This window comes from Faecalibacterium sp. AF27-11BH (assembly GCF_003603005.1).
In the GTDB taxonomy this organism is placed as follows: domain Bacteria; phylum Bacillota; class Clostridia; order Oscillospirales; family Ruminococcaceae; genus Faecalibacterium; species Faecalibacterium taiwanense.
This window is the reverse complement of sequence record NZ_QVGS01000004.1, coordinates 51,460-63,062: the sequence shown is the minus strand read 5'-3', so window position 1 is coordinate 63,062 and position 11,603 is coordinate 51,460. Positions and strand designations below refer to the sequence as shown.

Here is an 11,603-nt window from a genome sequence, read left to right as displayed (position 1 = left end):
TTTACCTGTGCGGCTTTTTCCTGCTCTTTGCGGGCGCGGAGGCTTTTGGCAGAGCACGGCCTGCTGCAGCATGGCCTGCAGCGCTGCGCCCGGCCACAAGGCCGGAGCCGAACGCCCAGTGCAGGTTAAAACCGCCGCAGCTGCCTGCGCAGTCCAGCGTTTCGCCCACAAAGTAAAGGCCCGGACAGCCCTTGAACTGGAAGTGCTGATCCACCTCCCGCAGGGCCAGCCCGCCGCCGGTGGTCTGGGCCTGCTTCCAGCTGCAGGGGGTCAGCCCCTCAAAGCGCCAGTGCTTGGCGGTGTGGGCCAGCTTCTGCCACTGTGCGGCGGTGAGCACGGCAGGCGCGTCGCTGTCCTGCAGCCCGGCGGCAGACCACACAGTACGGCCCAGCTTCTGGTTCAGCAGGCCCAGCCAGAAGTCAGCGGCGCTGCCCCCTGCCGTCTGGGCGGCGTGGGCCGCAAACAGGCTGGCAAGTGCGGTTTCGTCCACTGCCGGGAAGAGGTCCAGCTCCACAGCAGGAGCCTTGGGGCCGCGGCCCGGGGCCAGCAGGCCGGACAGCTGCATGATGCAGATGCCGGAAAGGCCGTAATCGGTGAACTGTACCTCGCCGTTCTCGTAGGCAAGCACACGGGCACCGTCCAGCAGGGATGCTGCTGCCTTGGCACGGATGCCAGCCAGCGCTTTGCGGGGCTTTGCGCACTGCAGGGCGGTCAGGCAGGGGTACAGCGGCTCCACCCTGCCGCCGCACTGGGCGGCGAACCGGGTGCCAAAGCCGTCGGTGCCGAACTGCGGCCCTGCCTCGCCGCCCATGGCGCAGATGACGGCATCGGCGCGCAGCGTTTCGGCAGAGCCCTCTGCCGTCTCGAACTGCACGGCGTAGCCGCTGCGGCTCTGGTTCAGGGTGCGCACGGTGCAGCCGGTGCGCAGCTGCACATGGTGCTGCGCAAGGTGGTGCTCCAGCAGGGCCAGCACGTCCGCCGCCTGATTGGAGTACGGATACACCCGGCCCGCCTCGTCGGTGCGGGTGTAAAGCCCCAGCGCACGGAACCAGCGCAGCGGGTCGGCGGTATTTACGGCATCCAGCAGCGGACGAAGTGCTGCCGGGTCGGCAGTGAAATACAGCTCCGGTGCAATGCCGGTGTTATCCAGATTGCAGCGGCCATTGCCGGTGGCAAGCAGCTTTTTGCCCGGCTTCGGGTTGCGCTCCAGCACAATGACCTGTGCAGCTGGGGCACTTTGTGCCGCCGCCAGCGCGGCTGCAAGACCGGCGGCACCGCCGCCCAGAATGAGGATGTTCGGCATCCGGACACCTGCCTTTCTCAGTAGAATTTTAGGATCTGTCTTCATAAGCGGGGTGCTGTGCTTATGAAAATGGCTTTTTGTATCATTGTAGCAGAACCCTGCCGGAAACGCAACGAAGAGGCAGCTTTCCGTGCAGGTCTTTTTGCGCGGGGGCAGCAGGTATAAATGGCCCGGTCTGACAGATACTAGTGCTGCAGGCATTTTTAAGGAAACGGAGGAGCAAAAACATGAAAGCAACAGGAATCGTGCGCCGCATCGACGAGCTGGGCCGGGTGGTGATCCCCAAGGAGATCCGCCGCACCCAGCGCATCCGCCGCGGCGACCCGCTGGAGATCTTCACCACGGGCGACGGCGAGGTGATCTTTAAAAAGTATTCGCCCATTGGCGAGATGAACGCAGTAGCGGCCCAGTATACCGAGGTGCTCAGCAAAAGCTTTGCGCTGACCGCACTGGTGGCCGACCGCGACCGCATCCTTACGGTGAGCGGCAGCGGCCGGCGGGAGCTGGCCGACCGCAGCATCAGCCAGCCGCTGGAAAAGCTGATGGATGGCCGCAGGCTGTACCAGAGCGAGGGCATTGCCGAAAAGTGCATCCTGCCCTGCGAAGGCTCGCCCCGAGCAGTGCTGTGTGCCGCACCCATCATTGCGGCGGGCGATGTGACCGGCGTGGTGGCCCTGCTGACCGAAGACCGCACGGCCACGCCGGATGCCGCCCAGCTCAAGGCCGTGAATGTGGCAGCGGCATTTCTGGCAAGGCAGATGGAAGAGTAAAGAACATGCCGGAGCGCTTTCCTTATAATAAGGAGGGCGCTTTCTTCGTTTATGACAGAATTATGAATCTTTTAAAACATTTTTCCAAGGGGCTTGACAGCACCGGAAAATTGGCTATAATGGTCTTAGCACTCAGGAACAAGGAGTGCTAAACAAACAAAGCGAACGCAAAAAGGAGGCAGGCGCTATGACGATGGATGCACGCAAGCAGCGAGTCTTGCAGGCGATCGTGGCGCTGTATGGTCTCGAAGGCGAGCCCGTTGGCAGCAGCGTGCTGGCAAACTACTTTGACATGGCAGTTTCCAGCGCAACGCTTCGCAATGAGATGGCGGCGCTGACAAAGCTGGGCCTGCTGGAGCAGCCCCACACCAGCGCGGGCCGTGTGCCCAGTGCCAAGGGCTACCGTTACTACCTTGATAATCTGCTGACCGACGATCAGCCGCTGGATCGTGTGAGCCGCGCCCGGGTGGATGCGGTGTTCGCAAGCCTCGACCATGAGCCGGAAAAGCTGGCCGCAGGTGCCGCCAAGGCGCTGGCCGCCATCAGCGGCTGCACCGCCGCCATCAGCACCCCGTGCGCCGAAGACCTGTGCATCGCCCACTATGAAGTGGTTCAGGTGGGCCGCAGCGCAGCGGCTGTGCTGGCCGTTACCACGGCCGGTTACGTTCGTACCCGTGTGGCACGGGTGCGCACCGGTCTTTCCCGCGAGAATGCGGCAGCACTTGCCGCACTGCTGAACCGCAACCTTACCTTTGTAGCGCCGGTGGATCTTTCCACCCGGCTGCTGGCAGAGCTGTGCAGCCAGATCGACCCGGAGCTGGTGCCCGTTATCAGTGCAGCGGCTGCCATCCTGCAGGATTCCGTCAAGCCCCACGTATTTCTGGGCGGCGAGCAGTATCTGCTGGACTGGCCCCAGCTGGACGGCAAGGTGGGCGACATCCTCACACTGCTGAACGACGAGGAGCAGGCCGCTGGCCTGATCGCACCTCCGGCAGAACGCAGTGAGAGCGTGCTGCTGGGCGAGGATCTGGAACCGCAGATCCCGGGTCTGTGCATCGTGAGCGACCGGTATCTGGTGGGCGGAGGCCTGTGGGGCTCCATTGCATTGATCGGCCCCACCCGGATGCCCTTCCAGAAGCTGATGCCGCTGCTGCATTACTTTGCAGACCAGCTGGGCGAGGGCATGAGCGGCAAACGAAAAGACACCCCACAGGCTGCCGTACCCCGGCGGACTGCGATCTATAAGGAGGATCTGGAATGAGCGAAGAAGCAAAAAAGACGGCTCCGGCTCAGGAAGCGGAGCAGCCCGAAACGGCTCCCGAGGAAAAGGCCCAGCAGGCAGCACCCGAACAGGAACCTGCTGCCGAAGCTGCCGACCCGAAGGATGACAAGAAGAAGGATGGCGGCTGGTTCAACAAGAAGGCCCGCGAGCTGGAAGCCGTAAAGGCAAAGCTGGACGCGGCCGAAGCCAACGCTGCACAGGCCAAAGACCAGCTGCTGCGCATGGCAGCGGAGTACGAGAACTACCGCAAGCGCTCCACCCGCGAAGCCGACCAGAAGTTCAACGATGGCATTTCCTTTGCGGTGAACCAGATCATTCCCATTCTGGATACGCTGGAGATGGCAGCCAACGCCCCCACCACCGACGAGAACTACAAAAAGGGCGTGACCATGACGCTGGACAAGGCCGCCAAGGCGCTGGATGCCCTCCATGTGGAGGAGATCGAGGCGCTGGGCAAGCCCTTTGATCCCAACTTCATGAATGCAGTGCAGCAGATCCCCGCCCCGGACGGACAGGAGAGCGGCACCGTCATCACGGTCTACCAGAAGGGCTACAAGCTGGGCGATAAGATCGTCCGCCATGCGACCGTTGTAGTGGCCGAATAACAAAGCAGAAACCCGAAAGGGTTTTGAATATAACATCCGCTTACAAACATTTGAGCATCACATAAACAATAAGATTTGTTCTTTCGAGAGGAGTTTTCATTATGAGTAAGATCATTGGTATCGACCTTGGTACTACCAACAGCTGCGTGGCTGTCATGGAGGGCGGCGAGCCCGTTGTTATCGCAAACTCTGAGGGTGCACGCACCACCCCGTCTGTGGTCGGCTTTACCAAGACCGGCGATCGTCTGGTGGGTCAGGTCGCAAAGCGTCAGGCCATCACCAACCCTGAGAACACCGTTGCTTCCATCAAGCGCTTCATGGGCACCGACCACAAGGTGACCCTGAACGGCAAGGAGTACACTCCCCAGCAGGTCAGCGCTATGATCCTGCAGAAGCTGAAGGCTGATGCCGAGGCTTATCTGGGCGAGCCTGTTACCGAGGCTGTCATTACCGTTCCTGCATACTTCAACGACAGCCAGCGTCAGGCTACCAAGGACGCAGGCACCATTGCAGGCCTGAACGTCAAGCGTATCATCAACGAGCCTACTGCCGCTTCTCTGGCATATGGCATCGATAAGGAAGAAGACCAGAAGATCATGGTCTACGATCTGGGCGGCGGTACCTTCGATGTGTCCATCATCGAGATGGGCGACGGCGTTACCGAGGTCCTGGCCACCAACGGTGATACCCATCTGGGCGGCGATGACTTCGATGAGCGCATCATCAACTGGATGGCAGATGCCTTCCAGACCGAGAACGGCATCGACCTGCGCAAGGACAAGATGGCTGCGCAGCGTTTGAAGGAAGCTGCCGAGAAGGCAAAGATCGAGCTGTCCAGCGCAATGAGCAGCCAGATCAACCTGCCCTTCATCACTGCCGATGCTACCGGCCCCAAGCACTTGGATATGACCCTGACCCGCGCAAAGTTCAATGAGCTGACCGCTGATCTGGTCGATCGCACCATGGGCCCCGTCCGCAAGGCTCTGCAGGATGCAGGCCTGCGTCCCTCTGACCTGAAGAAGGTTCTGATGGTCGGTGGTTCCACCCGTATCCCCGCTGTCTACGATGCAGTCAAGAAGGAACTGAACTGCGAGCCCTTCAAGGGCATCAACCCCGATGAGTGCGTGGCTGTGGGCGCTGCTATTCAGGGCGGCGTGCTGCAGGGCGATGTGAAGGGCCTGCTGCTGCTGGATGTCACCCCGCTGAGCCTGGGCATTGAAACTCTGGGCGGCGTGTGCACCAAGATCATCGACCGCAATACCACCATCCCCACCCACAAGAGTCAGGTGTTCTCCACCGCTGCAGACAACCAGCCCTCTGTTGAGGTCAACGTTCTGCAGGGCGAGCGTGAGTTCGCACGCGACAACAAGAGCCTGGGTGTCTTCCATCTGGACGGCATCGCTCCGGCTCCCCGTGGTGTGCCTCAGATCGAAGTTACCTTCGATATCGATGCAAACGGCATCGTGAAGGTCAGCGCAAAGGATCTGGGCACCGGCAAGGAGCAGAACATCACCATTACCGCTTCTACCAACATGTCCAAGGAGGACATCGACAAGGCTGTGAAGGAAGCTGAGCAGTTTGCTGCCGACGATAAGAAGAAGCGTGAAGAGGTCGATATCCGCAACGGTGCCGACCAGATGGTGTTCCAGACCGAGAAGATGCTGAAGGAGAACGGCGACAAGCTGCCCGCCGACGTGAAGAGCGAGGCCGAGAGCAAGCTGGCCGACCTGAAGACCGCTGTTCAGTCCGGCAACGTGGACGACATCAAGGCAAAGCAGGAAGCCCTGAGCCAGGTGTTCGAGAAGATGTATCAGGCAGCCGCTGCCGCACAGCAGGCCGCCGGTGCACAGCCCGGCCCCGACGCAGGTGCAAACAACCAGCAGAAGCCGGGTGATGACGGCGTTGTGGATGCCGACTTCAAGGAAGTCTGATAAAAAACACAGCAGTGTGTGCCCGGCCAAACCGGCGGACGCACGCGTGGAATAGCAAAAGCCGCTCCGGTTTTGCCGGAGCGGCTCTTGCTGGTTATAGAGCGAGGAACCAACCGGGGCGTTTCCCGGATCAAACGTTCCCGGAGAGGTGAGTGGATATGGCACAGGAAAAGCGTGATTACTACGAAGTGCTGGGGGTATCCAAGACTGCGACCGATGCCGAGATCAAAAAGGCATACCGCAAGCTTGCAATGAAATACCACCCGGACTATAACCCCGGCGATAAGAACGCCGAGGAAAAGTTCAAGGAAGTAAACGAAGCAAACGAGGTGCTTTCGGACCCGAAGAAGCGCCAGCTGTACGACCAGTACGGCTTTGCAGGTGTTGACCCTGCCTATGCAGCACAGAACGGCGGCGGCCCCGGTGCGGGCGGCTTTGGCGGTTTTGGCGGCGACGGCGTGGATCTGGGCGACATTTTCGGCGATATCTTTGGCGGCGGCTTCGGCGGCTTTGGCGGTTCGTCCCGTCAGGCGAACCCCAACGCACCGCGCAAGGGTCAGGATATCCGCGTGCGCATCACCCTGAGCTTTGACGAGGCCGTGCACGGCTGCAAGAAGAACATCACCATCACCCGCCAGCAGGAGTGCACCGAGTGCCACGGCAGCGGCTGTGCTGCCGGTTCCAGCCCCGAGACCTGCCCGGACTGCGGCGGCCGCGGCTTCGTGATCCGTCAGCAGCGCACCCCCTTTGGCGTGATGCAGACCCAGCAGCCCTGCTCCCGCTGTGGCGGCAAGGGCAAGCTGGTCAAGAATCCCTGCAAGGTCTGCCATGGCAGCGGCAAGGTGGCTGCTAAAAAGACGCTGGAGGTGTCCATCCCCATGGGCATCGACGACGACCAGAGCTTTGCACTGCGCGGCATGGGCGATGCCGGTGCAAACGGCGGTCCCTCCGGTGATGTGATCGTCATGGTCACGGTGCGCCCCAGCGAGGTGTTCCAGCGCGACGGCTACGATGTGTGGGTCACCGTGCCCATCACTTACAGTCAGGCCGTGCTGGGCGACACCGTGCAGGTGCCCTCCATTGACGGCAAGGTGGAGTACACCGTGCCCGAGGGCACCCAGAGCGGCACCACCTTCCGCCTGCGCGGCAAGGGCATCCAGTACCTGAATGGCCGCGGCCGCGGTGATATGTACGTCAAGTGCGAGGTGGAGATCCCCAAGAAGCTGAACAAGACCCAGCGGGAGGCCCTGAAGAAGTTCGAGGGCACCCTGAAAGAAGAAAACTACGAAAAGCGCAAGGGCTTCTTCAAAAAGCTGAAGGACATGTTCAACAACTGAGACTGAAAACCGCATAACATAAAAAGCGGCGGCACTTCCCAAACGGGAGGTGCCGCCGCTTTTGCTTTTTCAGAACAGAGACCGGGACTTAGTTGCCGAAGATCAACAGGGCGTTGGGCACAAGGCCGATGATGGTTGCGCAGGAACCAATGAACCAGAAGCTGCAGCCGATGTCATGGATGGTGTTCGTGGGGCTTTTTTCAGCATGGGCAACCAGAGCGTTCATGCCGTTTTCCACCCAGTTGGAGTTGATATTTGCCTTGCGGTAATCGTGGATGGCAGAAACAGCCTTGTACCAGCCGTACAGCGGGAACCATGCCATGGCGGCTTCCACAACACCTACGCCGCCCTCGGTGTAGGTCATTTCTTCGCAGGACAAAACATTGTATGCAGCAGGATAAGTAATGGCGTTCGTCATAAAGCAAAACTCCTTTTTTAGGTTTGATAAAAAAAGCGGCGGCTCTTCCGTTGAAGAGCCGCCGCAAAAAGCCCTTTGGTGTACTCCTGAAAATTAGAAGTAGATGATGCCCAGAGACATAACGGCAGAAAGGCCAAAGCTGCTGATGGTCGATGCAGCATTCCAGAAGATCATGCCGGCATGGTAGAAGGTGTTGGTCACATTGCCCTTGCAGTCGGCTTTGATATCGCTCCAGACGTTGGATGCCCAGTTGTCGTGATCCTTCTTGCGTGCTTCACGGCAGGTGTTGATGCCGATAACCGTAGCGTAGCCGGGCCACAGCCATGCAGCGACAGCCTGACCGACGGTAGCACCGCCTTCGGTGTAGGTCATTTCTTCGCAGGAAAGAACGTTGTAGGAAGCAGGCATCATGATTTTGTTTTCCATAATAACACTCCTTTGAATCAAAGCTATCCAGACAGTGCAAGATCGCACTGTTTAAAACCCAAAAATAAACCGGGATATGCGCTTGGAGATCGTTCTCATAAAGCAGGGCGCGCCGCCGCATGACGCGAGTAGTTGCTTGCAGGAAAAGGAAAGCAGTGCTGTTCTCTGCAGGCAAAAGACCGTTCAGACGGTATACAGTGCTCAGGCAGCCGATTTCTTATTTCTGCTTGATGAAAAGCCCGCGGCCCTCTCTGGCGGAAAAGGCCGCGGGTAAAGGGGTCTTTGGTCTCTCCGGACGGATCTTATGAGCAGGGTCAGAGCAGGACGATGGCAGCATTGACCAGAAAACCAACGCCGGTAGCGCTGGTCGCGGTGACCCAGACGATGCGTCCCAGATCACGCAGCATGTTCTGCGCACTGGAATCCATATCGCGGCTCAGAGCATCCAGACCGGTATCCAGCCAGTCGTTGGGGTGGCTCTTGCGGTAGTTGCGCATGGCGGTAACACCCATGTACCAGCCAATGGGCGGAATCCAGTTCAGCAGAGCTTCCGTAAAGGTAGCACCGCCCTCGGTGTAGGTCATCTCTTCGCAGGAAAGAACGTTGTAGGAAGCAGGCATCATGATCTTGTTTTCCATAATAACACTCCTTTGAATCAAAGATCGTATCAGCACATTCTATGCACTGTTCACACCAGATCGAACCATCGATGAAGAACAACTGCTCTATATCGCCATTGTACAACACCCGTTGATTTTTTGCAAGGGGTGAATGGGCAGAGTGCGCAAAAACTGGAGAGACTTCCGAAAAGAACTAGAAAAATTTGTGAAAAAAGACTGCAATAATTTGACATAAAACAACAGCGCCCTTTCCTTTGCGGAAAAGGCGCTGCCATGTTTACCCGGCCACACCGGCACGGTAGAGGTACGGGTCGCTCTTGAAGCTGTCAAAACTGTAGAGCACCAGGATCTGGTCATAATCGTTATCCGCGATCAGCTGATCCAGACCGTAGTTGTAGTTGCGGAAGTCCACCACATCGATCTGGGCGTAGTTTGCCGTCAGATACGGTGCAAAGCAGTTGGCGTAGCTGTCCTTGATCACCAGAATGCGCCCGGTGCCGTCGCCCTCAATGCGGCTCAGGCCGTTGTTGCCATGCAGGAACATGGCGTACTTATCGTACACGTTCAGCTTGTCCGTGTCGTACAGGCCGGTGGTCTGGCCGTCTGCGGGCTGGCCTGCAGCGGTGACATTATAGATGGTCAGGCTGTTCGGCAGGTCGTAGTAGGTGATAGTATCCGGCACGGCATTCCATGTGCGGGCCTTGGAGTAGTGGGTGCCGTAGAAATTTTCGGCGGTCAGAGCCGTGTGCGCGGCGGGGTCGAAGGGGGTCAGGCTCAGCGTACCGCACAGCTGCTGGTAGGCGTAATAAGCGCCAAGGCTCGTCCAGTGATGGTCGGTGCGGTAGTAGATATATTCGTCCTTGTGTTCGGCAAGGGTCTGCCGCACATCCACAAAGCGCCCTCCGGCGGCCTGTACGGCGGCGGAAAGCTGGTCGAGATAGGCATCCTCGTCCAGCAGCGGCGCGTTTGCAGGCACGTTTTCCGGGTAAATGACCGATGCTGCCGGGGCCAGCAGTACATCCACCTTACCCGGGTGGCGCTGGCACAGTGCTTCCACGGCGGCGGTGTTCTTGGGCAGGGTGCGGTTCTCGCTGTCCAGCAGGCCGAAGGTGCGGGGGAACATCATGTGCTCTTTGCCCAGCAGGATGCCGCCGTTCTGCTCCTTCTGCAGCAGGGTGGTCTCCACTACGCTCTGCAGGCTGATCCACTCATCGCGGCCGAACACCTGATCCTTCACGTACTTTGTGTAGGCGGTAAAGTAGCTGTTCAGCCCCTTGGCGGAAAGCTGGGTCAGCGCCGGGCGCTGGGAAAGGGTGGTGTTTTCCATCTCGCTGTAGGCGCGGTCCGGTGTAATAAGGTCCAGTGCGAACAGACCAAGAAAGAACAGGCTGAACACCACCAGCACCGGGTAGTGCAGGAGCGAGGAAGATTTTTTGGAATGCTTGTCCATCTTCACGCCTCCTTAAAAGTTGAAATAGAGGAACGGGCTGTTGGTGCTGCCCACCACATAGGCGGTGGAGACCACCAGCAGCGCCAGAATGGCGGCACAGCGGGTGACGGCATTCTTTTTGAGCAGGTTCCAAATCTTTTCAATGAACGGGGTGCAGCAGAGGATGCTGACCACCAGCAGCACACCGTAGTTGCGCAGGAAGTACAGCGGCGAAACACCGCCGGAAGGAACGAACAGCTTGTGGAACAGCAGACCGAAGCTTACGCCCGTATCGTTGCCCACGAACATGGCCCAGCCCACCACCACGAGGAACAGGGTGTAGATGTGGGGCCACACTCTGCCCTTTTGCAGGTGGGGCAGCAGGAACAGCTTTTCTACAGCCAGCAGCACAAAGTAGTACAGGCCCCAGCAGATAAAGTTCCAGTTCGCGCCGTGCCAGATGCCGGTGAGCAGCTCCACCACGAACAGGTTGAAGATCTGGCGCTTCAGGCCCTTGCGGTTGCCGCCGAGAGGGATATACACATACTCCCGGAACCAGCCGGAAAGGGTCATGTGCCAGCGCCGCCAGAACTCGGTGATGGATGCGGAGATATAAGGGTAGTTGAAGTTTGCGGGGAAGTCGAAGCCCAGCATCTTGCCCATGCCAATGCCCATCATGGAGTAGCCGGAAAAGTCAAAGTAGAGCTGCAGGCTGTAGGCGATGATGCCCAGCCACACCAGCGGGGTGGATGCATTGGCAAGGCCCACAAAGGTGGTGGAAGGGCTGTCCGCAACGCCGATGATGTCTGTCCACAAAGCACCGATGGCATCCGCCAGCAGCACCTTTTTGGCAAGGCCAAAGGTGAACAGGGTCATGCCCTCTTCGATCTGCTGCAGGCTGTAGCGGTGCCGGTATACGTGCAGCTGGTTCGAGACATCGCGGTATTTCACGATGGGGCCGGCGATCAGCTGAGGGAACATGACCACATAGGCACCAAAGTCGATGATATTACGCTCTGCCTTTACATCCCGGCGGTAAACATCGATGGAGTAGGAAAGGGTCTGGAAGGTGTAAAAGCTGATGCCCAGCGGCAGAGTGCCAATGCCCTGGATCTCGGCAAAGGCGGTGCCCAGCAGGGCGTTTGCGCTGCGCAGCACAAAGTTTGCGTATTTGAAGTAGAACAGCATCCCAAGGCTGCCAATGAGGGCCACCAGCAGAAATGTCCTGCGCAGGGCCGGCTTTTGGTCGAAGTGCTCGATGCACAGGCCGCTGATGTAGTTGATGAGGATGAGGGCCACCATGACCGGGAAAAACCGTACCTCGCCCCAGCAGTAGAACACCAGACTGCAGAGGAACAGCACGGTGTTCTTGAGCTTTGCGGGCGCAAGGTAATACAGCGCCAGCGTGATGGGCAGAAACCGGAACAGAAAGATGATGGTGCTGAAAACCAAAGCGTCAGCCTCCTTTTAGCCGAAAAAAGC

Annotated in this window: 11 protein-coding genes; 5 read left to right on the top strand and 6 right to left on the bottom strand. The window is 58.9% G+C overall.

From position 1 onward, the window contains the following. Position 1: 1 nt before the first annotated feature. Positions 2–1,303, bottom strand: coding sequence for an aminoacetone oxidase family FAD-binding enzyme (locus DWY76_RS05870; RefSeq protein ID WP_120080350.1), 1,302 nt, complete (start codon positions 1,301–1,303; stop codon positions 2–4). 227 nt (positions 1,304–1,530) lie between these two features. Between DWY76_RS05870 and DWY76_RS05865 the strand changes: the two genes are divergently transcribed. The 5 genes from DWY76_RS05865 (at position 1,531) to dnaJ (ending at position 7,228) form a co-directional block, all read left to right on the top strand. Continuing rightward, entirely contained in the window at positions 1,531–2,073 is a 543-nt protein-coding gene (locus DWY76_RS05865) for a stage V sporulation T C-terminal domain-containing protein (RefSeq protein ID WP_097776925.1), read from the top strand. A 187-nt stretch (positions 2,074–2,260) separates the two neighbouring features. Further along, complete coding sequence (gene hrcA / locus DWY76_RS05860) at positions 2,261–3,334, top strand: heat-inducible transcriptional repressor HrcA (RefSeq protein WP_120080348.1); 1,074 nt, start codon at positions 2,261–2,263, stop codon at positions 3,332–3,334. After that, positions 3,331–3,960 (top strand): nucleotide exchange factor GrpE, encoded by a 630-nt coding sequence (locus DWY76_RS05855; protein ID WP_005943579.1) that lies wholly within the window; start codon positions 3,331–3,333, stop codon positions 3,958–3,960. Before hrcA ends, DWY76_RS05855 begins: the two co-directional genes overlap by 4 nt. A 101-nt stretch (positions 3,961–4,061) precedes the next feature. After that, complete coding sequence (gene dnaK, locus DWY76_RS05850; RefSeq protein WP_005943578.1) at positions 4,062–5,891, top strand: molecular chaperone DnaK; 1,830 nt, start codon at positions 4,062–4,064, stop codon at positions 5,889–5,891. Positions 5,892–6,049: 158 nt separating this feature from the next. Further along, positions 6,050–7,228, top strand: coding sequence for a molecular chaperone DnaJ (gene dnaJ, locus DWY76_RS05845; protein WP_120080346.1), 1,179 nt, complete (start codon positions 6,050–6,052; stop codon positions 7,226–7,228). An 88-nt stretch (positions 7,229–7,316) separates the two neighbouring features. Here the strand turns inward: dnaJ and DWY76_RS05840 are convergent, their stop codons facing one another. From DWY76_RS05840 to DWY76_RS05815, 5 genes are all read right to left on the bottom strand, one after another. Next, positions 7,317–7,646 carry a hypothetical protein gene (locus DWY76_RS05840; RefSeq protein ID WP_005943576.1) on the bottom strand — a complete coding sequence of 110 codons (330 nt, stop codon included), beginning with the start codon at positions 7,644–7,646 and terminating at the stop codon, positions 7,317–7,319. Between the two features lie 93 nt (positions 7,647–7,739). Further along, on the bottom strand, positions 7,740–8,072 hold the full coding sequence (locus DWY76_RS05835) for a hypothetical protein (protein ID WP_097781182.1): 333 nt from the start codon (positions 8,070–8,072) through the stop codon (positions 7,740–7,742). 314 nt (positions 8,073–8,386) lie between these two features. Next, entirely contained in the window at positions 8,387–8,710 is a 324-nt protein-coding gene (locus DWY76_RS05825; RefSeq protein WP_005943572.1) for a hypothetical protein, read from the bottom strand. A 259-nt stretch (positions 8,711–8,969) separates the two neighbouring features. Continuing rightward, complete coding sequence (locus DWY76_RS05820) at positions 8,970–10,142, bottom strand: DHHW family protein (RefSeq protein ID WP_120080344.1); 1,173 nt, start codon at positions 10,140–10,142, stop codon at positions 8,970–8,972. A gap of 12 nt (positions 10,143–10,154) precedes the next feature. Next, positions 10,155–11,573: an MBOAT family O-acyltransferase gene (locus tag DWY76_RS05815; RefSeq protein WP_005943568.1), complete on the bottom strand. Its 1,419-nt coding sequence runs from the start codon at positions 11,571–11,573 to the stop codon at positions 10,155–10,157. Positions 11,574–11,603 lie beyond the last annotated feature (30 nt).

Coding starts and splice junctions, on each gene's coding strand:
- DWY76_RS05870 (WP_120080350.1), bottom strand. CDS start 1,303: ATGCCGAACATCCTCATTCTGGGCGGCGGTGCCGCCGGTCTTGCAGCC.
- DWY76_RS05865 (WP_097776925.1), top strand. CDS start 1,531: ATGAAAGCAACAGGAATCGTGCGCCGCATCGACGAGCTGGGCCGGGTG.
- hrcA (WP_120080348.1), top strand. CDS start 2,261: ATGACGATGGATGCACGCAAGCAGCGAGTCTTGCAGGCGATCGTGGCG.
- DWY76_RS05855 (WP_005943579.1), top strand. CDS start 3,331: ATGAGCGAAGAAGCAAAAAAGACGGCTCCGGCTCAGGAAGCGGAGCAG.
- dnaK (WP_005943578.1), top strand. CDS start 4,062: ATGAGTAAGATCATTGGTATCGACCTTGGTACTACCAACAGCTGCGTG.
- dnaJ (WP_120080346.1), top strand. CDS start 6,050: ATGGCACAGGAAAAGCGTGATTACTACGAAGTGCTGGGGGTATCCAAG.
- DWY76_RS05840 (WP_005943576.1), bottom strand. CDS start 7,646: ATGACGAACGCCATTACTTATCCTGCTGCATACAATGTTTTGTCCTGC.
- DWY76_RS05835 (WP_097781182.1), bottom strand. CDS start 8,072: ATGGAAAACAAAATCATGATGCCTGCTTCCTACAACGTTCTTTCCTGC.
- DWY76_RS05825 (WP_005943572.1), bottom strand. CDS start 8,710: ATGGAAAACAAGATCATGATGCCTGCTTCCTACAACGTTCTTTCCTGC.
- DWY76_RS05820 (WP_120080344.1), bottom strand. CDS start 10,142: ATGGACAAGCATTCCAAAAAATCTTCCTCGCTCCTGCACTACCCGGTG.